A 23,748-nucleotide genomic window follows, 5' to 3' on the forward strand; every position below is an offset into this window, starting at 1 on the left:
GGTCTTTTTTTTAAGTATTTGAGATACGTTCTATCAATGTTATGCTCGCTTGGTTTAAACCAATCACACGTACCTGAGTCCCTTCGGCTTCAAATTTAGCCACGACATTCGCTAACATATTGACAGAAGTGATGTCCCAAATATGAGCATAGCTGAGATCTATTTCTACTTGCTTGATATCTTCTTTGAAATCAAAAAATGCATAAAAAATTTCTGCGCTACTGAAAAATATTTGACCTTTCACCGTATAGTAGCGTACGTGATTTTCTAATTCAGATTGAACTTTTACTTCACTCTCGAGTTTATTAATGAGAAATAAGGCTGACAGAACTACACCAATCAATACGCCTAGAGCAAGGTTATGTGTTGCAAGAACAATCACCACGACAGTAAGCATGACAACATTACTTTGCACGGGATGTTTGCGGAAATTTTTTACTGAATCCCAATTAAATGTCGTGAACGCGACCATGATCATAATGGCGACTAAAGCAGCCATAGGAATATAAGCCAACCAATCTTTAAAGAAGACCACGAGACATAGCAAAAAAACACCAGCCACTAATGTCGATAATCTTGTTCTTGCACCTGAGCTGACATTGATGATGGATTGCCCGATCATTGCACATCCAGCCATCCCCCCCATAAAGCCACTTACCATGTTCGCGATCCCTTGACCGCGACATTCTTGATGACGATCTCCTTCAGACTCAGTCATTTCATCAATCACAGTCGTAGTCATCATGGTCTCAAGCAAACCAACTGTGGCGAGCGTGAGAGAGTACGGTAAAATAATAAGTAAAGTGTCGAGATTGAATGGAATTTCAGGAACTAAAAATACAGGCAAGGTATCTGGGAATGCACCTAAATCACTAACTGTTCTCATGTCAGCGCCAAGTAGAAGTGCCAATACACTGAGTACAATAATACACACTAATGGCGATGGTATGATTTTTCCGATTTTGGGTAAATAGGGAAATGCGTAAATGACCAATAAACCAATCGCTAAAAATATATAGCCTAAGCTATTCATTTGAGCAATTTCTGGAAATTGAGCGATAAAAATGAGAATCGCTAAAGCATTTAAGAAACCATAGACCACTGACTGGGAAACAAAACGCATGAGTTTTGCGACTTTGAGATATCCAGCGATAATTTGAATTACACCTGTCAGAATCGTAGCTGCCAATAAATATTGTAATCCGTGTTCTTTAACAAGAGTGATCATCAGCAGCGCCATCGCACCTGTAGCAGCCGAAATCATAGCAGTCCTACCACCAAAGAAGGCGATCGTAACAGCTATACAGAATGAGGCATACAGACCTACCTGAGGATCAACGCCAGCTATCGCCGAAAATGCGATTGACTCTGGAATCAAAGCTAAGCCTACGACTAAGCCTGCAAGTACGTCAGTTCGAATGTTAGAAAACCACTGATCTTTCTTTAAATAAATCACAATTTGCCTTTCACAAAGATGTAGCAGCGCTATGGTAAAACATCACACAAATAAAAGCTGAAAAAAGCTTGAAAATTAATTCAATCTGCACAATATTCATAAGGAGATCATCGATGTTTACGCTTGCTTGCAATTTAAAAAACAGTTCTTATTGAAAAAAAGCGTGAAGCAATTTAAAAATGATAGTAGTTAGATAACAAGGAAAAAGTATGAAGTTGTATTATTCGCCAGGTGCATGTTCACTCGCAGCGCATATTATTTTAAATGAAATTAATGTTGATTTTGATTTGGTTCGTGTTGATCTTAAAACTCATACCACTGAAAAAGGCGAAGATTACTTCGCAATTAATCCTAAAGGTTATGTGCCGGCGCTAGAAATTAATCCTGGCTTAATTTTAACGGAAAATGTCGCAATTTTACCATTTTTGGCACAGCATGATCCTGCTCAAGATTTAATTCCACCTTCTGGATTAGGTCGAGCAAAAGTACTGGAGTGGCTTGGTTATCTAAATTCTGAATTACACGATGCTTATGCAGTGTTTTTTGGTGCACCACTCACGGAAGATGCTAAACAAAAAGCGTATGCCGAAGTTGATCGTTTACTGACTTTCATTGATAAAACCATTGGTGAATCTAATAATGATTATTTGGTAGATGATAATTTTGGACCTGCAGATGCGTACTTATTTGTACTCACCAATTGGTCTAATCATATTGAACATGACTTGAGTCATTATAAAAATATTATTCATATACGCAATAAAGTTGCAGAGCGTCAGTCTGTACAGATTGCGATGCGAGATGAAGGATTGATTCCTTAACAGGTAAGGTTTCGTTCCGTTTATTTCGAGAAAGAGCCGAAAGGCTCTTTTTTTACTCTAAAATTTTCAAAGAAATTTCACAAATATTTTTCAGAAATAGAGAGCATTAAAAAGACAAATTTTTCATCATAATTTGTTTCAGATTCAGTGGTAATTCATTAAATAAGATATCGTTATTCATGATATTTTTTGAACTAAACATTATTTAAGTTGCTGATTTAAATCTGATATTTATATTTTGTATTTAAATCGTTGGACTAAAAAATGAGTTTGAAATTATATTCTTACAACGAATCAGGTAACAGTTATAAAGTACGTCTGTTAGCAGCATTATTGAAAGTGGATCTTGAAATTGTAGAACTAGATTATTTCAGTGATGAACAGCATAGTGAGAAATTTTTAAAAATTAATCCTAAAGGCGAAGTGCCAGCATTAGTAGATGGCGATATTGTTTTAACTGATTCTGCCGCAATTTTGGTGTATTTAGCAGGTAAATATTCAGATAAAAACACATGGTGGTCTGAAGATTTAGTAGAACAAGCTAAAATTGTAGATTGGCTTGCCTTTGCTGCCAGTTGGGTGCAATTCGGGGTTTTCACGGCACGCGCGATATTGTCTTTCAAAGGTCCATACAATGGTTTGGGATTAGAAAGTACTGAGCAAACATTTAAAGAGGCGAAAATACGTGGTCACAAATCTTTGGCTATTTTAGATGGTGTGCTCAAAGACCGTGAATGGTTAGCGAATAATAGACCAACTATTGCGGATATCGCAGTGTTTGTCTATGTCGCGTTAGCACCTATGGGTGATATTTCTCTAGAGCCTTATCCAAACGTACGCGCTTGGATTGAAAGAATAAAAGATTTACCTAACTTTATCAAAATTGATGGATTGGATGATCCTTTGTATCGTCGAGTGAGTTAAGAAAAAACCCACTTTAAAAAGTGGGTTTTTTTTATTTAAAAAAGTATCCAGTTTCTGGAGAGCTTGCATTTGCCATACGTTTGCGTGGCATACGACCAGCAAGATAAGCCTCGCGTCCAGCTTCAACGGCTTTTTTCATAGCAGAAGCCATTAGAATCGGATTCTGTGCAGCAGCAATTGCAGTGTTCATGAGTACGCCATCACAACCTAATTCCATCGCAATAGCAGCATCACTAGCTGTACCAACCCCAGCATCCACCAATACAGGGACTTTGGCATTTTCTTTGATGATAGAAATGGTATGTGGATTAAGAATACCTAAACCAGAACCAATTAAACTCCCCAAAGGCATAATAGCGACACAGCCCATACTCTCAAGTTCTTGCGCGACGATAGGATCATCAGAGGTATAAACCATGATTTCAAAACCATCATCGATCAATGTTCTTGCAGCTTTTAAGGTTTCAGTAATATTAGGATAAAGCGTTTTTTCATCACCTAATACTTCAAGCTTGACTAAATTGTGACCATCTAAAAGTTCACGTGCGAGCATACAAGTGCGAATGGCACTATTGGCATCAAAGCAACCAGCTGTATTGGGAAGAATGGTGTATTTTTCCGGTGGAATCACTGAGAGTAGGTTAGGTTGATCTGGGTTTTGACCAATGTTTACGCGACGGATTGCAACAGTAACGATCTCAGCACCACTGGCTTGGATTGCTAAGTCAGTTTCCTGCATATCCTTATATTTTCCAGTGCCCACTAATAGTCGTGAACTAAATGAACGTGATCCTATGATCAACGGACTATCTTCCATATTTACTCCGAGTTAACCACCGCCAACAGCATGAATTATTTCTATACGGTCAGCATCTGAAATAGGGGTATCTGCTAGTTTACTTTTTGAAATGATCATTTCATTTTTTTCAACAGCAAATCGTTTACCTTCTAGCGATAATTCTTGAACCAGTTCTAATAAGTTTTGGCATTGCGTTTGAATCGACTCGCCATTTAAAAAAATATTCATCAGATGACCTTCAAATTAATGTTGAATTTTGAATGCTTGCCATGCTAAAAGTAGCCAGCCAATAATCATCAATGCTCCACCAAGAGGTGTAATTGCCCCTAACCCGCGCGGGAGCCCTAAAGCCATGAGATATAGAGATCCACAAAATAAAATGATACCGAACTGGATGAAGATAAAGCTGAATTGAGTTGAAAAGTTTGGAATTATTTTTGGTATGAGTGCGAGTATTAATAATCCAATTGCATGATAAAAGAAATAATCAGTTGCAGTCTGCCACCATGTCAGTTGGGCTTCGGTTGCACGAGCTTTAAGGCCATGAGCGCCGAAAGCACCTAGCATTACGGCAAGCGCTAAATTAATGGCTGATATTGAGATCCACATCAGGTTATTCCCAATCGAAAATTGCGTCATACTATAGCATACATGACGTACGATTTTTTTAAACTTGCATAGCGTAAATACAAAAAAAGAGCTTATAGCTCTTTTTTTGTAATCGTATTAATTTGATGACATGGCGATCTTGATCTTATCCATGGCATTTTTTTCAAGCTGGCGAATACGTTCAGCGGAAACATTATATTCGGCTGCTAGTTCATGCAACGTAGACTTATCATCATCTAACCAGCGGCGCTGTAAAATATTGCGTGAACGATCATCCAGCTGATCCATTGCTTCATGTAAAGCAGAGGTGCTCTGAGATTCATAATCTTCTTCCTCTGCTAAACGAGCAGGGTCATAACGATTATCTTCTAAGTAAAGCGCAGGAGCGACATGAACTGAGCTTTCATCATCTTCATCGGATTGAGCTTCGAAGGCTGCGTCATAAGCTGTTAAACGACCTTCCATTTCAAGAACTTGTTCAGCTGTTACATTTAAATCAGCCGCAATAGATTGCGCTTCCTCGAGCGTTAATTTCTTGCTCGATTTTTTTAAGCTTCTTAAGTTGAAGAACAGTTTACGTTGAGCTTTAGTTGTCGCAATTTTAACAATACGCCAGTTACGAATCACATATTCGTGGATTTCAGCTTTAATCCAATGTACTGCAAAAGAAACTAAGCGTACTCCCATATTGGGATCGAAGCGTTTTACGGCTTTCATCAAGCCTAAATTACCTTCTTGGATTAAATCGCCTTGAGGTAAGCCGTAACCTGCGTAACTGCGGGCAATATGCACAACAAAACGAAGGTGGGACATCACCAGCATTTTAGCTGCGTCTAGATCTTGGTCATAAAAATAACGTTCAGCTAACTCTTTTTCTTGTTCAGCTGTCAAAATAGGGATCTGGTTTACAGTACTAATGTAAGCACCTAAATTGACCCCGGGCGCAGACAATGACAGGGGCATCAATTGATTGCTGCTGTCAGTCATGAGTACTCCTTATAGGAAAATAGTTTAAAAAACCAATTACATTCATCTTAATCCTTATAGCATACAGAATTAAGCGAATTTGGGTAGTGAAATGTAAATTTAAATACAATATTTATCCATGATTAATTTAGATGAAAACACCTAAGATTCAATCACGTAATGAAATTCAGAATCCGAAACTTGTTTAAATGCGCATGTCAATTTATGTAGCTGACAATAACGTTGAATATCGATTTGACTGTTCGGATCTGAAGCTTTTAATAAAAATTGCTGAGGTGCACTATTTTGTTTCATCGATTTCTTAAGTAGCAGTAAAGGTAAAGGGCAAGGTTTACCCATCGCATCGATTAACACTTGAGACATAGTAAAACACGAGATTGAATAATAAAGTTGGTCATTATTCTAGCAAAAGTGTGACTTAAGAATAAAATTAAATGATTTAGATGAACTGTTCAAATAAAGTGCAATTTTTGCACTAAATTTGTGTGATTAATATACAAGTTTTAGTTAGATAATTAGCTAAAATTTTTCTATTAATTGTGTTGTACCCATGTTAAGCTCAATGCGTACTTAAGGATTGCGTAGAGAAATTTGTTCTCTAAGCCTTATTTATAATGGATATAACCGGGATTTTGTTAATAGTTTTACAGAATGATTACAAGCTTTGAAATAAAAAATGTTTTAAAATTTGTTTGCTCTGCTGTTTGCAACACCGGGTGGTCCCTTTTCTTACCAACTGAGGATTAACTTATGACAGCTCGCGAACAAGGCGTTGTTAAGTGGTTTAACGATACTAAAGGTTTTGGCTTTATTCAACGCGCAGGCGGTGATGACGTATTCGTTCATTTCCGTGCTATTCAAGGTGAAGGCCACCGTTCACTTCGTGACGGTCAACGCGTAGAATTCAGCGTTGTACAAGGTCAAAAAGGTTTTCAAGCTGAAGAAGTTCAGCCTTTAGACTAATCCTACTTTTCACTGAAAATTAGGTTGCGCTCCAATTTTGATAAATTGGGGCGTTTTTTGTTTATACTATAGACCATTATCAAATATTGATTGTAGAGCCCCTTATATGTCATCAGGTTTCGAAACCCTTAATTTACATCCGCAACTTAAGCAAGCGATTGATGCTTTAGGGTTTAATGAAATGACCCCCATTCAACAGAAAGTATTGAAATATACGTTGGCAGGGCATGATGCAATTGGACGTGCACAAACAGGCACAGGAAAAACCGCAGCATTCTTAATTAGTGTTATTAATGATTTATTGAACAATCCGATACAAACACAGCGTTATCGTGGTGAACCCCGTGCTCTAATTATGGCACCAACGCGTGAGCTTGCGATTCAAATTGAAAACGATGCACGTGATCTGACTAAGTTTACCGACTTAAATGTTGTGACTTTGGTGGGTGGTGTAGACTTCGATAAGCAAAAAAAACAACTGGATGAAAATTTCGTAGATATTCTTGTCGCGACACCAGGTCGTTTGATTGATTTTACTGAACAAAAAGAAATTTGGTTGGATCAAATTGAATTTTTAGTCATTGATGAGGCAGATCGTTTACTGGATATGGGATTTATTCCTTCTGTTAAACGCATTGTGCGATTCTCTCCACGCAAAGAACAACGTCAAACGTTAATGTTCTCTGCTACGTTTAGTTATGATGTACTCAATCTTGCTCAACAATGGTTATTTGAACCTGTTACTGTCGAAATTGAGCCTGAGAAAAAAACCAATGCTGACGTAGAGCAACGTGTTTATGTGGTTGGGAAATCAGATAAATACAAATTGCTGCAAGAAATATTGCGTGATGAGCCCATTGAAAAGGTCATGATATTTGCAAACCGCCGTGATCAGGTCCGTAAGCTGTATGATCATCTTAAGCATGATGGTTACAAGGTAGTGATGTTATCTGGTGAAATCGCGCAAGATAAACGTTTAAAGATGTTGGATCAATTTAAAAATGGCAAACACAACATTATGATCGCAACAGATGTGGCTGGTCGAGGTATTCATGTGGATGGTGTGTCACACGTGATTAATTTTACTCTGCCTGAGCAGTCTGATGATTATGTACACCGTATAGGTCGTACAGGTCGAGCAGGAACAAGAGGGGTGAGTATCAGTTTCTTGTCAGAAGATGATGCTTTTTATTTACCTGAGATCGAAAAAGCGATTGGTCAAAAGATTCCATTGACACGTTTAGATGGTTATTGCTAATTGCTCAATAAAAAAAAGTCCCATCAAAGGGACTTTTTTATAGGAAATTTTAGCGGGTTGAATTACAGCTGAAGGTGATTGTTGTTTCATAGTCAGTGTCTTTTTCGATTGTATTTTTAGTACCGATCACAGAGCCAAGAACTGATGAAGCTGCAGTAATGAGTTTACTAGTCTGTTCATCCACAACACCTTTTAGTGCGCCGTTATATTCAGTTTTTTCGTCAATTAAGACAGGTGCAGAATTCTTACCACAAGTTTTGTTCGCGGCAGAAATTGCATTATTTTTTGCAAGAACTTGGGTTTTGCCTAATCCTGACACTTCATATTGATTGTTTGGTTTTTGAATAGCAAGTGTTTCAGTAGGTGTTGATGCACAAGCACTCAGGAGAATTGTTGCAGTAGCTACAGAAGCCAATGTCATTAATTTTTTCATTTTATTTTTCCTCTAGCGTTGCAATATTAAGTTTGGAGCTCAGTCATGTATGCTAGGGCTTAAATTCCAAAGAATTAAGCATGTTTTGTATCGATTTTGAAGTAAAATGCCTGATTTATGTTTGATTGTAATTATGCTGGATGCCTCGTGTATAAGTATAACTGTAGAGTAGTTTTCAATGTTTATGCTAAGCTTAAGTACATAGTGTTAGTTTAAAGATTAGTCTTCAAATGTCAGATCAATTTTCTCAAGTAGTGCATGACAATATTCATCAGCGTCAATCCGTTGGTCATTTGGTAGAACCTCATCCTAACGCAGAACAATTAGAATTAGCTTTTAAAGCCGCTTTAACCGCACCCGATCATCATCGTCTGAAACCGACGCAATTTATTGTTGTGAAAGGAGAGCAACGTGAAGCATTTGGTGTTTTACTCAGTGAAGCAGTAGCAGACCTTGGTGAAACTGATTCAATTCAAATTGAACGCGTACGTCATCATCCTATGCGTGCACCTATGCTGATTATCGCTGTAACACGATTTCATGATCATGCGAAAGTTCCATATTTTGAGCAAACTTTAAGTTCAGGCGCTGCAATACAAAATCTTTTGCTCAGTTTACAAGCTCAGGGTTTCAATACCATGTGGCGCAGTGGTGCTGTTGTGGAGTCAGATCTATTTAAAAGAAAGCTTGGGCTACAAACCCATGATTTAATTTCAGGTATCATTTATGTAGGGACTGCTTTTAAGGCGATTGCACCACGCGCTGAGATTGAAACAGATGCATTCGTCAGTTTTTGGCAGCCGTAATTGCAACATTGCAAATTTAACGATTAGAAAAAGAATGTTTAGGATTTAAAAGAATGTCGGAATTAAAGTTTTCAGATTTGGTCGAGCCAGTTGCAATTGATCATAAAACAGCATTGCGCGTTACGATTCTTGGTGGTGGTAGTTTTGGTACAGCCATGGCGAATACGGCAGTACGAAATGGTTGTGATACCATGATTTGGATCCGTGATGAGGAAATTGCGAAAGAAATAAATCGAACACATGTAAATTCAAGATATTTGCCAGATTATAACCTTGAGCCAGCATTAAAAGCAGAATCCAATCTTGAAAAAGCTGTTCGAGATCGAGACATTATTTTGGTTGCTATTCCGAGCCATTCATTCCGAGATGTACTCAAACAGATTAAGCCCTTTATCACCGCTCAGGCAGTTGTATCACTCACAAAAGGGATTGAAGCTAAAACCTTTAGTTTCATGAGTGATATTATTCGTGAAGAGCTTCCAGAAGTGCCTTATGGCGTCCTTTCGGGCCCAAATCTAGCGAAAGAAATTATGTCAGGAATGCCTGCTGGAACAGTGATTGCCAGCCATTCTGAATTGGTGAGATATGCAGTGCAACAAGCATTACACAGTGCACTATTTCGTGTATTTGGAAGCGATGATGTACATGGCGTGGAGCTTGGAGGTGCACTTAAAAATATCTATGCTGTCGCAATGGGGATGGCTGCAGCTTATAACGTTGGCGAAAATACCAAAAGCATGATTTTGACACGTGCGTTGGCGGAAATGAGTCGCTTCGCTGTACAGCTAGGTGCAAATCCACTGACATTCTTAGGTTTGTCTGGTGTTGGCGATTTATTCGCAACGTGTAATAGTCCCTTAAGTCGAAATTATCAAGTTGGATTTGCTTTAGGTTCAGGTGAAACCTTAGAGCAGGCAACGACGGAACTGGGTCAAACAGCTGAAGGGATTAATACCATTGTGCAAGTGAATGCAAGAGCCAAAGAGCTTGATGTCTATATGCCAATCACCACAGCACTCTACGAAGTGATTTATGAAGGTGCACCACCATTACATATTGCATTATCTTTGATGAAGAATGGTCATCGAAGTGATGTTGAATTCGTATTGCCGCATCATAAAGTTTAAGATTAATGAATGGTTTATCATCATTGTCATAATGTTTAGATATGATGGATGACACATGGTTTAGGGAAAACAAATGCAACTCACTTTAGTTCGTCATGGTGAAGCCGCTCCACCAATTAATGGTAATGACTCGAAACGACCACTGACTGAGCGGGGTCATATTCAAGCTGAACAAACTGCGCACTTTTTAAAAGACGTGGTTGCACCTGATATATTTGTAGTGAGTACTTTGCTCAGGGCGCAGGAAACTTTAAAACATATACAGCAATTCTTTCCAAATGTTGAAGTTTTAGTATGTGATAAAATTAAACCTGACGATGATGCTAAAGTTGCAGTTGAGTGGTTATCTCAACTACCTTTTGAGAATATTGTGGTTGTATGTCATATGAATGTTGTGGCATATATTGAAGAAATTATTACGTCTGAATTTTTTACTCCTTTTTCGCTTGCTGAAGCGCGGATTTATGATCAGACAGTCATTGCTGCGGGACTTTCCACAAAATTAAAACATTTTGTACCGTCAGCTTAATAACCATAAGTGTTTAATGAATAAAACGGCAGAATAAAATTAATGTTGTATTTATGGATGCCAGTGTCGAATGGGGTTTGGCTCTGGTCAAATGGTGAAAATTGGAATTCATCAACAACGCTAGAAGAGTTGATTCAAGATACTCAACCGTATCATGGACAAGAAGCTGTTGTATTCTTTTCAAGCCATGATGTACAAATTATTCAACAAAATATGCCCAAAGCGCAATTCAAGCAAATTGGAAGCGAAGGCGCTAAATATTTACTTGAAGAATATACCATTCACTCCATTGATCAGATGAAAGTGCTCACTCAATTTGAGGCACCAGATCAATTGTCAGTAATGGGGATCAGTCAATACCAAGTTCAAACAATGCAACATGCTCTGAACTTGATTCCGGTGAAAGTGGTTGCGCTATTACCCGATTTTTTGGTTTTACCAGTGCCAGAACATGGACAAACTATTTTAGCCAATATTCATGGGCATTTATTGGCGAGAACAGGATCAAATCAAGGTTTTGCGATTGATGATTTAGCATTGTTTTTAGATCTACTGCCAAAGCCTATACATATTTTGCATGACCGGTTAAATGATGATCAAATGATGAGTTTGATTAATGCAACGGAGCAAAACGAGCGGGAAAGCTTTAATTATTTATTTAAAGCTGAAAAAAAATTAAAGAATCATCCATTCAATGTTTTGCCTAAAGCAAAAAACACAGAGGGTGGAATCTCAGGTTATTGGAAAGCATGTGCAGCACTGCTTGTGGGTTTGCTTGTAGTGCAATTCAGTTATGATCTAGTGCGTTGGGTAAAGTTAAAAAAAGTATCTGATCAAACGGCTTTGGTTGCGGTAGGGCAATATCAATCTTGGTTTGGTCCCAACAGTCGTCTCAATGAGCAAAATTTACGAAGCCAATTTGAAAGTAATTTGCGGATGAGTAAGCCTGCAAATACTGAGGTCTTACAGTTAATCAGTCGTGTAGGTCCGATTTTAATGCAGCATCAAATCATCGCAAATCGTGTTTCCTATGAAGCATCTGGATTGAGTATGGATTTGGTGGCGGACTCATCCGAAAAATTACAAAATCTAATTCAACAAATGAATCAGCAAGGCTTCAAAGCTGAACTTGGGAATGTGCAAACTCAGGATAAAATGGTCGTTGGTTTGGTGAAAGTACAATAATGAAAACTTTAGAAAAATTTCAAAATCAATTTGATCAATTATTTGAAAAGATTGATGACTATTTATCGTCATTGAGTGTACGTGAGCGTGTACTTGTCATCGCTGCAACGATTATCGTTGTCGTCGCATTGATTGGTTCTGCTTTGTGGAAAATGCATGAAGCAGCAGATAATCAGCAAAAAAGATTGAATGAACTGAAAGACACATTGGTGTGGATGCAATCCAATGTGGTGACAATGAAATCTTCAACAGATTTAAGCCTAACACCTTCGGATAAAATTCAGCGTGTAGCACAACAAGCAGGATTATCTGTGGTCACACAACCAAGCGATAATAAATTGATGATCAGTGCTGAGCATGAAAACTACGCGATCCTCGCAAATTTTCTTACCCAATTGGTTCAAATGGGTTTAAGTGTTGAAAAATTGGAACTTATTAAGTCTGGAGCTGCGATTAAATTAACAGCATCAGTACAGTAAGTGGTGAAAATAAACCTATGACAGGCATAGCGTTTTGGGCATACTCAGCCTATAATGTGGCAACTTAAAAAACCGCAGTTTTTGAGATATGTTATATTCGCTTGCTCGTCCATTTCTATTTTCATTGGCGCCTGAGCGTGCACATGATTTGACATTATCAATGCTTAAATCGACATATAAGTTTGGCATAATGCGTCAAAAAATAGACCCAAAGCCAGTGACTTGTATGGGTATTCAATTTCCAAACCCAGTTGGTTTGGCTGCAGGTTTAGATAAAAATGGTGCATATATTGATGCACTTGCGAGTTTAGGTTTTGGTTTTATCGAAATTGGAACCATTACCCCTCGACCTCAGTCTGGTAATCCTCAACCGCGTTTATTCCGCCTTCCAGAGGCTCAAGCGATTATTAATCGTATGGGTTTTAATAATGATGGTGTAGATCAGCTGATTGAGAATGTTAAAGCAGCAAATTATAAAGGTGTATTAGGCATCAATATCGGTAAGAACGCCGATACAGCAGTTGAAGATGCTGTAACTGATTATCTAATTTGTTTAGAAAAAGTTTATAATTATGCATCTTATATTACTGTTAATATTTCATCTCCGAATACCAAGAACTTACGTAGTTTACAAAGTGGACATGCATTAACAGAACTTCTTGAAACTTTAAAAAATCGTCAACTTGAACTTGCGGAACAATATCAACACTATGTTCCACTGGTATTAAAGGTTGCCCCAGATTTAACTGAGTCAGATATTGAATTTATTGCATCTCAATTAATTCAATTTAAAATTGATGGTCTGATTGTGACCAATACGACTTTGTCACGTGAGGGTGTAGAAAATTTAGCGCATGGTGATGAAGCAGGTGGTTTATCTGGTGCGCCTGTATTTGAAAAAAGTACACAATGTCTATCTGCATTTTCAAAATTACTTCAAGGTCAAATCCCATTGATTGGTGTTGGTGGTATTCTTAGTGGTGATCAAGCCGCGACTAAACAGCAAACGGGTGCGCAATTGGTTCAAATTTACAGTGGTCTAATTTATAAAGGGCCAAAACTGATTAAAGATTGCGTACAAGCTATGACCTAATCTATGAATACCATCGATATCTTTATACTGATTATTCTGCTCATTGGAGGGCTTAACGGTTTGCGTCAAGGATTCGTTAAAGCCTTTGCGAACTTGGTAGGATGGATTTTTGCACTCATTATGGGTGCAAAATTTGCGGGTCAAATTGCGCCTTCAATGTCCGCACTCAGTCAAGATCCTGTGGTTCAAAAAATAGCGGCATTTGCTTTTATTGTTCTGATTATTGTTGTTTTGACTTGGATCGTCACTGCAATATTAAATCGGTTGCTGAAAAGCTTAAAGCTTGGTCCATTAAATCGATTGGCAGGTGGTGCATTTGGCACCTTGAAAGGTCTCTTAATCGTCCTCATTACTATGCAAGGGATTGGTTCATTTGTAGAGAGCTCTCCACATTGGAAACAATCTAAGTTTATTCAAACTTTATTGCCTTACGCGCCTTTAGCGACTGAGTACACCAAAGAGACAGCGTCAAAAGCTTTAAGTCATATGAAATCAGAAGAGTCGAATCAATCATCAGATTCTTCTCGTCAATCATCTTCTGAACAAGATGATTCGTCATCTCATTCAACGAATAATCCTTTTTATTAATCCTAGCTTGTCTGCGAGGTTGCTATGTGTGGAGTTGTTGGTATAGCTGGTAAATCACCTGTTAACCAAATGTTGTTTGATGCATTAACGATGTTACAACATCGTGGACAAGATGCTGCAGGGATTGTGACATGCCATAATGGTCGTCTCTTTTTGAGAAAAGACAATGGCATGGTGCGTGATGTATTTCATACACGTCATATGCGTGCATTGTTAGGTAATTACGGAATTGGTCATGTCCGATATCCAACAGCTGGCTCATCGAGTAGCGCTGAAGCACAACCATTTTACGTAAACTCTCCTTATGGTATTACTTTAGCGCACAATGGTAATTTAACCAATGCTGACGAGATTCATGATGATCTGTTTAAAACAGATTTACGTCACATGAATACTGATTCAGATTCAGAAGTGTTATTAAACGTTTTTGCACATGAATTACAAAAACGCGGCAAACTTACACCGACTGCGGATGATATTTTCCATGTAGTCACTCGTGTGCATGAGCGTTGTAAAGGTGGTTATGCTGTTGTTGCGATGATCACAGGTCATGGTTTAGTTGGCTTCCGTGATCCAAATGGTATTCGACCTTTAATTTTGGGATCGCGTGATACCGATGATGGTGTTGAATATATTCTTGCTTCCGAATCAGTTGCTTTAACAGCGCTTGGTTTTAAAGTTGAACGTGATGTGATGCCAGGTGAAGCAATTTTTATTGATGATGCGGGTAATCTATTCACGAAGCAATGTGCGGCTAACCCACACCATAGCCCATGTATTTTTGAGTATGTTTATTTTGCTCGTCCAGATGCCATCATTGATGGAATTTCGGTATACAAAGCACGTTTGAAAATGGGTGAGAAGTTGGCGCAGAAAATCCTGCGTGAATGGAGTGAGGAGCATGACATTGATGTTGTCATTCCTATTCCAGATACTTCGCGTACATCCGCTTTAGAACTTGCCAATACACTCGGTGTGAAATTCCGTGAAGGTTTCATGAAAAACCGTTATATCGGTCGTACCTTCATTATGCCGGGTCAGCAGTTGCGTAAAAAGTCTGTACGTCAAAAGCTCAATCCAGTTGAATTAGAGTTTAAAGATAAGAACGTATTGCTTGTAGATGACTCAATTGTGCGTGGCACAACGTGTAATGAGATTATTCAAATGGCGCGTGACGCCGGTGCTAAAAAAGTTTTCTTTGCATCGGCTGCACCAATGGTGAAATACCCGAATGTCTACGGTATTGATATGCCAGTTAAAAACGAATTAATTGCTTCAAATCGTGATGTTGAAGAAATTCGTGAAATGATTGGTGCTGATCGTTTGATTTTCCAAGATTTGGAAGATTTAAAGCAAGCTGTTCGTACGAAAAAAGTACCTGAGTTAACTGACTTTGACTGCTCAGTATTTGACGGTATTTACGTTGCGGGTAACATTGATGAGTCATATCTCGATGGTTTAGAGCGCAAGCGTAATGACTCTGCCAAGAAAACCAAAGATGGTTATATCGATCTAAATATTGATGCAGCCTCAGTTGATCTGAGTGGTATTAAAGAAAATTAATTTATAGTTTTCTATTTGAAAAAGCGGGTATTTCCCGCTTTTTTAATTTATGATCACAACACAATGTAATGAGGAAATTTTACATTGAAAGATGTTAGTGGTTACTTTATTAAAAACAAAAATATGCTGTGGTCATTAAGCGTATGTTTAATTGTTATTGTGCTCGCAATTATCATTTTAAACACGACGCTCGGATTGTTGGTTCATTATATTGATCCTTCTGAGTCCATTTGGTGGCATTTTCTCAGTCCATATATGATGGTGCTATTGATTAGCATTATCGGTGGTTCTGTCGTTTATGAGTTTTATGTCTTCCGCTCTGGTGGTCATACGCTCGCAAAACAATTGAAAGCACGACAACTCACTTTTATTGAAAGTACTCCAGAAGAAAGTACAGCGCTTAGGCTTGCTGAAAAATTAGCACATCGTTTCTCAATTGATACACCTACACTCTATGTCTTACCCGATGAAATAGGGGTTAATGCACTGACTGCGGGTTTTCATCCCAAAGATACTGTGATTATTCTGACTTGGGGGGCGCTACAAAATCTCGATGAGTTAGAGCTTTATGGATTGTTGGGTCATGAATTCCATAAAATTTTATCGGGTGAAACTCGAGAAAATACTCGTCTTAAAATTTTATACAGTGGGTTAATTACCTTTAGTCAATGGGGCAGTAAAATCGCGAAGCAGGGATTTCGACGTAATCGGGATCAATTGAGAGATAGTTTGGAAACAACTTTTGTGGCGATCGGTGGAGTCATATGGTTAATTGGTAGTTTAGGCGTCTTTATTACGCGTCTGATGAAATATATTACTTTGGGTAGTCGAACATTGTATAACGATGCAATGACAAGACAATTATTGAGTAGTAATGCAAATATTCAAACCTTATTAAGAATCTATGTTCATCACGCAGGATCACAGATTCATAGTGAATATTCTGAAGCTATTTCTCATATGTGCTTTGCTAACTCACTTAGTCCTCAAAGTTGGTTGAATATCCAACCTTGTATTCAAGATCGTATATATGAATTAAATCCGAATTTACTTGAAGATATTCAATTAGAAAATTTACAAAAATTACGAAATCAACCACTATTTAGTTTAATGCGTTCTTTAGAGGAGTCTATTGCTGAAGAATATAATCCATGGATGTCACCACAGCCACTTCCATTATTAAGATTATCACCGATCAGCTTTGCAATTAAGGATGCCATCAAACCCTTAAATAGTGAAGTTAGACAGCAGATGAAACGTCCAGAACTCATTCAAAGGGCTTTGCAAACTTCGACTGGTGCGCGTGAAGTGATGGTTGCGATTTTAATGATTCGGCAGTACCGTGAATTTATTCCTTCTGATGCGCCTGTGAGTCGTGCAATTGTCGACTCACTGTTAAATATAGATGGTCGAGTGCATATTCAAATTTTTCATGAGGCATGTAAGCAGTTGGGAAATATGCCTGCTACAAGTGCGCGTCAGTTTATTACTAAATTGGCTAAAATTATTCAAGAAGATGGTGAAATTGGGCTTTTGGATGCTTTACTGATTGAAAAGGTGAAGTCTCAACTGGATTTATTGCCAATACATCGTCCAACCTCAATTGAGGATGCTAAGCCGCAAATTGTTAGGCTAATAGATGCGTTATTACATGTTCAGCAGTTAAATACTGCTAATCAGCTTGAAGTTAGAACCCAAATCTTAGAACGAATTTTAACTCGTGATGAAATTGAGTTTTATGAAGAAATTTCAGATGAACCTATCGACTTAGGTGAAATTCTTAATGATATTGCTGGATTGTTGCTGAGAGATCGGTTGAGTATTTTGGGTGTTGCTGAATTATGTTTATGGAATGATCGAATCATTACACAAGATGAGTTAGATGTACTTGAATTATTATATTGGCGACTTGGATTTGAAAGTGATGAAATTGTGGATCAAATGCATAAGAAAAATAGCGTCATTATTGTTTAGCTATCAATGCATTCTGAATTTAAAAGGTGCAAGGATATTAATGCGTCAGAAATGAAATTAAGTTATGATTGTTTGCGGATTAAAAGTTCAGTAAAAGATTAAAAAAGTGGGTAGAATACCCAGCCCTCATGCCAGTCCATCTGTAATGAATGTGAATATGTTAGAGCATCAAAGAAGCCTCTTAGCTGTGATGGGAATCGATATATGGATTCCACAAAATACGGCACAAACACGTCATTACAAACCTTCCTTATATCGCGATCAAGTTGAAGAAAATCATCCAACAGATGTATCTTTTCCTGAATTTGCGCAAGCTCAATTAGAACAGTTCATCACAAAACCAGCTTCACAAGCTGAACAGCTAAATAAAGATGATTCTTCGCTTCAGTTAAAAAGTAATCCAGACGGTGTGCAGCTTCCTCGAGAGTTTGTGGAAAATGACAAACAGTCTCAAGATGAAGTTGTTGAGCGTCAACCGCTTGTAATCGATGCTTTTGAAATTCAAGCGATGATCACTAAAACACATACTATTCTGCTAGATGCTACAGCGCTCACCACAGAACAAGAAAACTTATGGGTGAATATCCAGCGTAGTGTGAGTTCACAGTTTTACGATTTAAAATGGCCATTTAATTTCGCACAATTCCAAGATGGAAGAGGTGCTCAAGTATTTATACAGGGTTTTATCGATGCATTATCTGTTGATAAAAAAATATTGAGCTTAGGGTATTTGCCGCATATATCGACGACGCAGCATATGCAGATTGCAAGCTTACAAGACATGATTGAGCAGCCATTGTTAAAGCGTCGCTTGTGGAACTTAATTAAAAATTAAATCGATACTGGATCTAAAGAGGGAGTTTTATGAAAAAAAAGGTTGTGGTATTTAGTCAGATAGATCCGAAAATATTAAATCAATTAGAATCGAAATATCAGGTCGTTCAAATTAATCCAAAACAGGGTGACATTAATGAGCAACTTTTAAGAGAAGTTGCGGATGCAGATGGGATGATAGGCGCTGGGCGTCGTTTAAATCAAGACAACTTACAGACCGCAAAAAAACTTAAAATTATTTCTTCGGTCAGTGTGGGCTATGATAATTACGACGTTGAATATTTAAAACAACAGGGTATTTGGTTGACCAATACGCCTCATGTGTTGACAGAGACGACTGCTGATTTGGCTTTTACCTTATTGATGAGTGCGGCTCGTAAAGTGACACATTTAGATTCTTGGACAAAGCATGGACATTGGACGCGTACCGCTGGTGTTGCACAATTTGGTCAAGATTTTTATGGGAAAACGCTCGGTATCATTGGCTTAGGTCATATCGGTGCTGCGATAGCTCGACGTGGTTTTTATGGATTTAATATGAATATTCAATACCATAATCGAAAACCATGTATAGAGCGAGCTGAGCCTTTAAAGGCGAAATATTGTGATCTTGATACTTTACTTTCAACGTCTGATTTTATCGTCATTGCAGTCGATTTAAATGAGCAATCGAAAGCGCTGATCGGTCAAGCTCAATTTGAGAAAATGCAAAAACATGCTGTGTTTGTGAATATTGCCAGAGGATCAGTTGTGGATGAGTCGGCCTTGATTGAGGCGCTTGAAAATCACAAAATTTTTGCTGCTGGTTTAGATGTTTATCAGAAAGAGCCGCTCCAAGAATCACCATTGTTTCAATTGGAAAATGTAGTGACATTGCCGCACGTAGGTTCGGCGACAGCAGAAACCAGAATGAAAATGGCAAATCTTGCTTATGATAATCTGGTAAAAGCCTTAGATGGGGATGAGCCTCAATATATTGTGAATAAGTAAAGTCTGTTGAGCATGATAATAAACGTAACAGTTCATCATTAATCTTCACATTATTCAATGTTATAGTCGATGAAGTACACGTTTAGGAATACAGGTTTGAAGAAGATCATTTTGGCTTTATTGATAGCGAGTTCGAGTTTTTCAGCGGCGGCTGATGAACTCTACAATGCCAATAAAATTCAATTTGAAGTGCCTGATATTAATAGTGGTGTTGGATTTATCGATCAACAAAAAGAAAAAATGATCGGTGAAAAAGTCTATCGTCAAGTACAGCAACAACTTCCAGTGTTAAACAATGTTTGGTTGGAAGATCAATTTATGGCTGTATTCCGAAAAATTATTGCGCAAACACAGTTGGGTCAACCAATTGCTTTGGTGATTGTAAACGATCCGCAAATTAATGCCTTTGCTGTACCTGGCGGTTTATTTGCATTGAATAGCGGATTAATTACGTCGGCAAAGAACATGGATGAAGTTGCGGGTGTGGTTGCTCATGAGGTGGCACACGTCTCGCAAAGACACTATAGCCGTTCTCAAGAGGCTTTTAAAGGGCAGGGATTGCTTGCACTCGCTGGTATCATAGTGGGTGCTGCAATTGCATCACAAGCTGATGGTAATGCAGGTGCTGCCCTGATGATGGGAACTCAAGCTGCATTGGTGGATCGACAGTTAAGTTATAGTCGTAATCAAGAGCGTGAAGCAGACCGTATTGGAATGCAATTGATGTATCGTGCTGGATATAACCCGTACAGTATGTCTGAGTTTTTTGAAACCATGAATCGTGCGACTCCAAAAATTAGTTATCTTCCTGATTTTTGGTTAACACATCCTTTGACTACTCAGCGTATGAGCGAGGCTCGATTACGTGCAGATCAACTTCCTAAAGTTCCATATAGCAACACACTCTCTGAGTTTGATCAGATCAAGTGGTATACCGCAGTTGTGACCAATCAAACCAACGAGGAACAGTTAAAGGGAGTGGTGAGAGCCAATGCATTGGCTGGAAGAATTGCACTGTCTGCTTTTTATTTAAAGCGTGGTGATTTTGATCTAGCACAAAAAGAAATTGAGCTTGCTAAGAAAGTCCAGCCAAATCATCAGCTTATCGCGCTTATTCAAGCAGATATCTACTTGGCGACCAATCAATTTGATTCTGCGCAGGAAACGATATTGGTGCGCCAACGAATAACACCTGAAAATCGTGCTTTAAGTTATAAATTAGCTGAAATTTATATTCGACAGGGAAATTTTGTTGCTGCTGAAAGGTTGGCGAATAAATTTATCCAAATCAATAATCGTGATACGCAAGCATGGTTCATTCGACAACAAGCGGCAAATTTAGATATTAAAAATCCTTTACGTACTGTAAATGTATTGCGATATCGGGCTGAAGTTGAATATTGGAAGGGAGCGGAAGAGAATGCGATTCGCTCACTCATTCATGCTCAGCGTTTAGCCAAGGAAAATAACTCTATGAGTGCAGTCATCAATCAAAGACTGCGGATGATGCAGGATGAGCGTCAACAAAAATTATAAGAGGTTTAAATGATAAAAGGTCAATGCTTATGTGGAAAGGTGCAATATATTTATCATGGTGATCTTGAGAAAAGTATCTTGTGCTATTGCAAGCACTGTCAGTTGGCTCAAGGCGGTTTTACTGCATGGAATAGCCCGATCCCGCTTGAAAACTTCGAGTTAATTTCTGGTGAAGATGTGCTTAAGTCTTATTTTCATACCGAGTTAAAGGCAAGAGTATTTTGTGGTGAATGTGGAAGTCCTTTATATTCACATCGACTTGATTTACCAGGCGTTATACGTTTAAGGCTCGGTTCTGTGGTTGAAGGGAAAATACCGCCACCTTATGAAGAGTTTTTCCAGGAATACAAACCTAACTTTATTGAAACTATTCATTCTTAGTGATTAGATTGTTTTAGAATGATGAATGAATAAATATTTTAAATTATGTGATTGAATCTAATAATGAAATTGCCACTATTTTTTATGATGTTGTTTGGGGCAGGTGTGTTCACTCATGCGGAAACACTTCCTGTTAAATTTACACAAGAAATTGAAGTTGTATCACAAAAATATAATGCCGATATGAGGTATTTTCTAAAAATGCTAGCACCAAATACAACACATTTTAGCGTTGATCAGACTCAAAGATATTGTGTCATTGTTGGAACTTATGTCGATGGTTTTTATCAGGTGGTGGATAAATATCGAAAGGATTTACCATTTTCCTACTCTAGAATGAGTAAACAGGATGTTGTTGAGAAAGTGAAGCGATCTAAAGAAATGCAGATTTTACAAAGATATAATATTCAATGTGAGTTTAAATAATCAGAAAGTGAAAAACTAAAAGTATTGTTGTAATAAAATCAGGGATACGTGATTTAGACTGGACTATTTAATGACACTATTAAATAGACCAAATCAAACATAATACGAAAACTTAAGAAAGTTGAGCTTTAATTTTACTCGAAACTTGTGCAGGATCGGCACGTCCGGCTATGATCGGACGTAGAGAATTCATCACCTTACCCATATCTTTCATGCTAGTAGCTTGTTGCGCAGCAATCGTTTGCGCAATAATTGAATCAAGTTCTTCCTCAGTCATAGCTGCTGGTAGAAATTGAGATAAAACCTCAACCTCGGCTTGTTCCTTACTAGCTAAGTCTTGTCGATTAGCGCTTTCAAAAGCTTTAATCGATTCTTTACGTTGCTTGATTTGTTTTTCAATGACCGCGAGAACTCGACTATCATCTAGTTCTACGCGTTCATCGACTTCGATTTGCTTAATTGCTGCTTGGAGACTACGAATCACCGTTAACTTATCCATTTCTTTAGCACGCATTGTTGCTTTCAAAACGTCAGTAATTTGGTTTTTTAAAGTAGTCATTTATATATCCGAGCAGTCAATCACAAATTAATCTTAGTAAAGGCGAGTAGTACGTACTGATTCACGCGCCAATTTCTTTTGGTAGCGTTTAACAGCAGCAGCTTTTTTGCGCTTACGTTCTTGAGTTGGTTTCTCGTAGAATTCACGTTTACGAACGTCAGCTAAAACACCCGCTTTTTCGCATGAACGTTTGAAACGACGGATAGCTACGTCTACTGGTTCGCCTTCTTTCAATTTAACTTGTGGCATGAAGAATCCTCTAGTTTATGGATAAGACTAAGCGCCGAATTGCGCTGAGTCACAAGTGAAGGTCAGTATTTTACTCATTTACATCTCATATCACAAGTCTATAATAGCTTTAGCAATATTTTGAAATGGGTTAAAGGCAATTTAATGATCGTTTTAGGCTTAGAAACGTCGTGTGATGAAACTGGTCTCGCACTCTATGATAGCGAAGTCGGCTTAAGAGGACAGGTGTTATATAGTCAGATTAAATTGCATGCTGAATATGGTGGTGTGGTACCTGAATTGGCATCACGGGATCATGTTCGTAAATTAATTCCTTTAATCAATCAATTACTTGAAGAAAGTCAAATCAAAAAATCTGAGATTGATGCAGTGGCTTATACACGTGGTCCAGGCCTAATGGGTGCACTCATGACCGGAGCATTGTTTGGTCGTACGCTTGCATTTGCGTTAAATAAACCAGCGATTGGTGTGCATCATATGGAAGGGCATATGTTGGCGCCTCTTTTATCAGCCACTCCACCGGAATTTCCGTTTGTCGCCTTGTTAGTCTCGGGTGGGCATACACAATTAATGGCGGCATATGATATTGGTCATTATGAAATCTTAGGTGAGTCGATCGATGATGCAGCGGGTGAAGCATTCGATAAGGTTGCTAAGATGATGGGGTTGCCTTATCCAGGCGGACCAAATATCTCTAAACTTGCTGAGCAAGGTGATGCCACTGCTTTTGAATTTCCACGTCCTATGTTGCATCAAGGTTTGGAATTTTCATTTAGCGGCTTAAAAACAGCAGTTTCTGTCCAAATGAAAAAATTAGGTGAAGAAAACCGAGACGCTGATATTGCTGCGAGTTTTCAAGAGGCTATTGTTGATACATTGGTCAAAAAATCAGTTAAAGCATTAAAACAAACTGGTCTTAAGCGTTTGGTCATTGCTGGTGGTGTGAGTGCCAATAAGCGTCTTCGTGAACGTCTTGAAGCAGATTTAGCTAAAATAAAAGCTCAAGTATATTATGCTGAACCAGCTTTATGTACGGATAATGGCGCCATGATTGCTTTTGCTGGATATCAACGCTTAAAAGCAGGAGAGCATGATGGCTTAGCCGTGACAACGACGCCACGTTGGCCGATGACGGAACTCAAAAAACCTACTGAAGCATAAATGTTTGGTCACGAGAAA

Annotated in this window: 28 protein-coding genes; 19 read left to right on the top strand and 9 right to left on the bottom strand. The window is 38.3% G+C overall.

What is annotated here, in order from left to right; genetic code table 11:
- Window positions 1–10: 10 nt before the first annotated feature.
- Entirely contained in the window at window positions 11–1,456 is a 1,446-nt protein-coding gene (locus FTV32_RS00885) for a SulP family inorganic anion transporter (RefSeq protein ID WP_180027602.1), read from the bottom strand.
- Between the two features lie 209 nt (window positions 1,457–1,665).
- Between FTV32_RS00885 and FTV32_RS00890 the strand changes: the two genes are divergently transcribed.
- Together FTV32_RS00890 and FTV32_RS00895 are read left to right on the top strand one after the other, a co-directional pair.
- Window positions 1,666–2,277 (top strand): glutathione binding-like protein, encoded by a 612-nt coding sequence (locus FTV32_RS00890; RefSeq protein ID WP_180027603.1) that lies wholly within the window; start codon window positions 1,666–1,668, stop codon window positions 2,275–2,277.
- Between the two features lie 264 nt (window positions 2,278–2,541).
- Window positions 2,542–3,201: a glutathione S-transferase family protein gene (locus FTV32_RS00895; RefSeq protein ID WP_035265910.1), complete on the top strand. Its 660-nt coding sequence runs from the start codon at window positions 2,542–2,544 to the stop codon at window positions 3,199–3,201.
- Window positions 3,202–3,232: 31 nt separating this feature from the next.
- Here FTV32_RS00895 and FTV32_RS00900 read toward each other — a convergent pair whose 3' ends face one another.
- The 5 genes from FTV32_RS00900 to FTV32_RS00920 form a co-directional block, all read right to left on the bottom strand.
- Window positions 3,233–4,018, bottom strand: a complete 786-nt coding sequence (locus FTV32_RS00900) for a thiazole synthase (protein ID WP_092766137.1) — start codon at window positions 4,016–4,018, stop codon at window positions 3,233–3,235.
- 12 nt (window positions 4,019–4,030) lie between these two features.
- Window positions 4,031–4,228 (bottom strand): sulfur carrier protein ThiS, encoded by a 198-nt coding sequence (gene thiS, locus FTV32_RS00905; RefSeq protein WP_035265912.1) that lies wholly within the window; start codon window positions 4,226–4,228, stop codon window positions 4,031–4,033.
- A 15-nt stretch (window positions 4,229–4,243) separates the two neighbouring features.
- Window positions 4,244–4,609, bottom strand: a complete 366-nt coding sequence (locus FTV32_RS00910) for a DUF423 domain-containing protein (RefSeq protein ID WP_035265913.1) — start codon at window positions 4,607–4,609, stop codon at window positions 4,244–4,246.
- Between the two features lie 117 nt (window positions 4,610–4,726).
- Window positions 4,727–5,596 (bottom strand): RNA polymerase sigma factor RpoH, encoded by an 870-nt coding sequence (gene rpoH, locus FTV32_RS00915; RefSeq protein ID WP_035265916.1) that lies wholly within the window; start codon window positions 5,594–5,596, stop codon window positions 4,727–4,729.
- Between the two features lie 141 nt (window positions 5,597–5,737).
- Window positions 5,738–5,959 (bottom strand): sulfurtransferase TusA family protein, encoded by a 222-nt coding sequence (locus FTV32_RS00920; protein WP_035265917.1) that lies wholly within the window; start codon window positions 5,957–5,959, stop codon window positions 5,738–5,740.
- A 387-nt stretch (window positions 5,960–6,346) separates the two neighbouring features.
- Here FTV32_RS00920 and FTV32_RS00925 point away from each other — a divergent pair, with 387 nt between their 5' ends.
- Window positions 6,347–6,559, top strand: a complete 213-nt coding sequence (locus FTV32_RS00925) for a cold-shock protein (protein ID WP_004824348.1) — start codon at window positions 6,347–6,349, stop codon at window positions 6,557–6,559.
- Window positions 6,560–6,665: 106 nt separating this feature from the next.
- Entirely contained in the window at window positions 6,666–7,817 is a 1,152-nt protein-coding gene (gene rhlB / locus FTV32_RS00930) for an ATP-dependent RNA helicase RhlB (protein ID WP_035265921.1), read from the top strand.
- 49 nt (window positions 7,818–7,866) lie between these two features.
- Here the strand turns inward: rhlB and FTV32_RS00935 are convergent, their stop codons facing one another.
- Window positions 7,867–8,250, bottom strand: a complete 384-nt coding sequence (locus tag FTV32_RS00935) for a hypothetical protein (protein WP_180027604.1) — start codon at window positions 8,248–8,250, stop codon at window positions 7,867–7,869.
- A gap of 230 nt (window positions 8,251–8,480) precedes the next feature.
- Here FTV32_RS00935 and FTV32_RS00940 point away from each other — a divergent pair, with 230 nt between their 5' ends.
- The 14 genes from FTV32_RS00940 (at window position 8,481) to FTV32_RS01005 (ending at window position 21,761) form a co-directional block, all read left to right on the top strand.
- Window positions 8,481–9,056, top strand: coding sequence for a nitroreductase (locus FTV32_RS00940; protein WP_035268783.1), 576 nt, complete (start codon window positions 8,481–8,483; stop codon window positions 9,054–9,056).
- A 53-nt stretch (window positions 9,057–9,109) separates the two neighbouring features.
- The gene (locus FTV32_RS00945; RefSeq protein ID WP_180027605.1) at window positions 9,110–10,183 is read left to right on the top strand and encodes an NAD(P)H-dependent glycerol-3-phosphate dehydrogenase; all 1,074 of its coding nucleotides are present in this window, start codon (window positions 9,110–9,112) and stop codon (window positions 10,181–10,183) included.
- Window positions 10,184–10,256: 73 nt separating this feature from the next.
- Window positions 10,257–10,712 (top strand): phosphoglycerate mutase family protein, encoded by a 456-nt coding sequence (locus FTV32_RS00950; RefSeq protein ID WP_180027606.1) that lies wholly within the window; start codon window positions 10,257–10,259, stop codon window positions 10,710–10,712.
- Between the two features lie 42 nt (window positions 10,713–10,754).
- Window positions 10,755–11,897 (top strand): type II secretion system protein GspL, encoded by a 1,143-nt coding sequence (gene gspL / locus FTV32_RS00955; RefSeq protein WP_180027607.1) that lies wholly within the window; start codon window positions 10,755–10,757, stop codon window positions 11,895–11,897.
- Window positions 11,897–12,376, top strand: a complete 480-nt coding sequence (gene gspM / locus FTV32_RS00960) for a type II secretion system protein GspM (RefSeq protein ID WP_180027608.1) — start codon at window positions 11,897–11,899, stop codon at window positions 12,374–12,376. Before gspL ends, gspM begins: the two co-directional genes overlap by 1 nt.
- Window positions 12,377–12,464: 88 nt before the next feature.
- Window positions 12,465–13,469 (top strand): quinone-dependent dihydroorotate dehydrogenase, encoded by a 1,005-nt coding sequence (locus FTV32_RS00965; protein ID WP_180027609.1) that lies wholly within the window; start codon window positions 12,465–12,467, stop codon window positions 13,467–13,469.
- 3 nt (window positions 13,470–13,472) lie between these two features.
- A complete protein-coding gene (locus tag FTV32_RS00970) occupies window positions 13,473–14,057 on the top strand; it encodes a CvpA family protein (RefSeq protein WP_179998321.1) in 585 nt (194 codons plus the stop codon).
- 24 nt (window positions 14,058–14,081) lie between these two features.
- A complete protein-coding gene (gene purF / locus FTV32_RS00975) occupies window positions 14,082–15,620 on the top strand; it encodes an amidophosphoribosyltransferase (RefSeq protein ID WP_092766147.1) in 1,539 nt (512 codons plus the stop codon).
- A gap of 84 nt (window positions 15,621–15,704) precedes the next feature.
- Window positions 15,705–17,594 (top strand): M48 family metalloprotease, encoded by a 1,890-nt coding sequence (locus tag FTV32_RS00980; protein ID WP_035268759.1) that lies wholly within the window; start codon window positions 15,705–15,707, stop codon window positions 17,592–17,594.
- Between the two features lie 106 nt (window positions 17,595–17,700).
- Complete coding sequence (locus tag FTV32_RS00985; protein WP_180027610.1) at window positions 17,701–18,429, top strand: hypothetical protein; 729 nt, start codon at window positions 17,701–17,703, stop codon at window positions 18,427–18,429.
- Between the two features lie 29 nt (window positions 18,430–18,458).
- Window positions 18,459–19,418 (top strand): D-glycerate dehydrogenase, encoded by a 960-nt coding sequence (locus FTV32_RS00990; protein ID WP_092766150.1) that lies wholly within the window; start codon window positions 18,459–18,461, stop codon window positions 19,416–19,418.
- 96 nt (window positions 19,419–19,514) lie between these two features.
- Window positions 19,515–20,954, top strand: a complete 1,440-nt coding sequence (locus FTV32_RS00995; RefSeq protein WP_257227566.1) for a M48 family metalloprotease — start codon at window positions 19,515–19,517, stop codon at window positions 20,952–20,954.
- Between the two features lie 9 nt (window positions 20,955–20,963).
- The gene (locus FTV32_RS01000) at window positions 20,964–21,335 is read left to right on the top strand and encodes a GFA family protein (RefSeq protein ID WP_180027612.1); all 372 of its coding nucleotides are present in this window, start codon (window positions 20,964–20,966) and stop codon (window positions 21,333–21,335) included.
- A gap of 63 nt (window positions 21,336–21,398) precedes the next feature.
- Window positions 21,399–21,761: a hypothetical protein gene (locus FTV32_RS01005; RefSeq protein WP_180027613.1), complete on the top strand. Its 363-nt coding sequence runs from the start codon at window positions 21,399–21,401 to the stop codon at window positions 21,759–21,761.
- A gap of 112 nt (window positions 21,762–21,873) precedes the next feature.
- Here the strand turns inward: FTV32_RS01005 and FTV32_RS01010 are convergent, their stop codons facing one another.
- Entirely contained in the window at window positions 21,874–22,320 is a 447-nt protein-coding gene (locus tag FTV32_RS01010; RefSeq protein WP_035268744.1) for a GatB/YqeY domain-containing protein, read from the bottom strand.
- Between the two features lie 33 nt (window positions 22,321–22,353).
- Window positions 22,354–22,569: a 30S ribosomal protein S21 gene (gene rpsU / locus FTV32_RS01015; RefSeq protein WP_001136722.1), complete on the bottom strand. Its 216-nt coding sequence runs from the start codon at window positions 22,567–22,569 to the stop codon at window positions 22,354–22,356.
- 144 nt (window positions 22,570–22,713) lie between these two features.
- Between rpsU and tsaD the strand changes: the two genes are divergently transcribed.
- Entirely contained in the window at window positions 22,714–23,730 is a 1,017-nt protein-coding gene (tsaD, locus tag FTV32_RS01020; RefSeq protein ID WP_180027614.1) for a tRNA (adenosine(37)-N6)-threonylcarbamoyltransferase complex transferase subunit TsaD, read from the top strand.
- Window positions 23,731–23,748 lie beyond the last annotated feature (18 nt).

This window comes from Acinetobacter sp. YH16032 (assembly GCF_013417345.1).
GTDB lineage: Bacteria > Pseudomonadota > Gammaproteobacteria > Pseudomonadales > Moraxellaceae > Acinetobacter.

What these genes read in the sequence shown, in the direction of transcription:
- FTV32_RS00890 (WP_180027603.1), top strand. Translation starts at nt 1,666, where the DNA reads ATGAAGTTGTATTATTCGCCAGGTGCATGTTCACTCGCAGCGCATATT.
- FTV32_RS00895 (WP_035265910.1), top strand. Translation starts at nt 2,542, where the DNA reads ATGAGTTTGAAATTATATTCTTACAACGAATCAGGTAACAGTTATAAA.
- FTV32_RS00900 (WP_092766137.1), bottom strand. Translation starts at nt 4,018, where the DNA reads ATGGAAGATAGTCCGTTGATCATAGGATCACGTTCATTTAGTTCACGA.
- thiS (WP_035265912.1), bottom strand. Translation starts at nt 4,228, where the DNA reads ATGAATATTTTTTTAAATGGCGAGTCGATTCAAACGCAATGCCAAAAC.
- FTV32_RS00910 (WP_035265913.1), bottom strand. Translation starts at nt 4,609, where the DNA reads ATGTGGATCTCAATATCAGCCATTAATTTAGCGCTTGCCGTAATGCTA.
- rpoH (WP_035265916.1), bottom strand. Translation starts at nt 5,596, where the DNA reads ATGACTGACAGCAGCAATCAATTGATGCCCCTGTCATTGTCTGCGCCC.
- FTV32_RS00920 (WP_035265917.1), bottom strand. Translation starts at nt 5,959, where the DNA reads ATGTCTCAAGTGTTAATCGATGCGATGGGTAAACCTTGCCCTTTACCT.
- FTV32_RS00925 (WP_004824348.1), top strand. Translation starts at nt 6,347, where the DNA reads ATGACAGCTCGCGAACAAGGCGTTGTTAAGTGGTTTAACGATACTAAA.
- rhlB (WP_035265921.1), top strand. Translation starts at nt 6,666, where the DNA reads ATGTCATCAGGTTTCGAAACCCTTAATTTACATCCGCAACTTAAGCAA.
- FTV32_RS00935 (WP_180027604.1), bottom strand. Translation starts at nt 8,250, where the DNA reads ATGAAAAAATTAATGACATTGGCTTCTGTAGCTACTGCAACAATTCTC.
- FTV32_RS00940 (WP_035268783.1), top strand. Translation starts at nt 8,481, where the DNA reads ATGTCAGATCAATTTTCTCAAGTAGTGCATGACAATATTCATCAGCGT.
- FTV32_RS00945 (WP_180027605.1), top strand. Translation starts at nt 9,110, where the DNA reads ATGTCGGAATTAAAGTTTTCAGATTTGGTCGAGCCAGTTGCAATTGAT.
- FTV32_RS00950 (WP_180027606.1), top strand. Translation starts at nt 10,257, where the DNA reads ATGCAACTCACTTTAGTTCGTCATGGTGAAGCCGCTCCACCAATTAAT.
- gspL (WP_180027607.1), top strand. Translation starts at nt 10,755, where the DNA reads ATGTTGTATTTATGGATGCCAGTGTCGAATGGGGTTTGGCTCTGGTCA.
- gspM (WP_180027608.1), top strand. Translation starts at nt 11,897, where the DNA reads ATGAAAACTTTAGAAAAATTTCAAAATCAATTTGATCAATTATTTGAA.
- FTV32_RS00965 (WP_180027609.1), top strand. Translation starts at nt 12,465, where the DNA reads ATGTTATATTCGCTTGCTCGTCCATTTCTATTTTCATTGGCGCCTGAG.
- FTV32_RS00970 (WP_179998321.1), top strand. Translation starts at nt 13,473, where the DNA reads ATGAATACCATCGATATCTTTATACTGATTATTCTGCTCATTGGAGGG.
- purF (WP_092766147.1), top strand. Translation starts at nt 14,082, where the DNA reads ATGTGTGGAGTTGTTGGTATAGCTGGTAAATCACCTGTTAACCAAATG.
- FTV32_RS00990 (WP_092766150.1), top strand. Translation starts at nt 18,459, where the DNA reads ATGAAAAAAAAGGTTGTGGTATTTAGTCAGATAGATCCGAAAATATTA.
- FTV32_RS01000 (WP_180027612.1), top strand. Translation starts at nt 20,964, where the DNA reads ATGATAAAAGGTCAATGCTTATGTGGAAAGGTGCAATATATTTATCAT.
- FTV32_RS01005 (WP_180027613.1), top strand. Translation starts at nt 21,399, where the DNA reads ATGAAATTGCCACTATTTTTTATGATGTTGTTTGGGGCAGGTGTGTTC.
- FTV32_RS01010 (WP_035268744.1), bottom strand. Translation starts at nt 22,320, where the DNA reads ATGACTACTTTAAAAAACCAAATTACTGACGTTTTGAAAGCAACAATG.
- rpsU (WP_001136722.1), bottom strand. Translation starts at nt 22,569, where the DNA reads ATGCCACAAGTTAAATTGAAAGAAGGCGAACCAGTAGACGTAGCTATC.
- tsaD (WP_180027614.1), top strand. Translation starts at nt 22,714, where the DNA reads ATGATCGTTTTAGGCTTAGAAACGTCGTGTGATGAAACTGGTCTCGCA.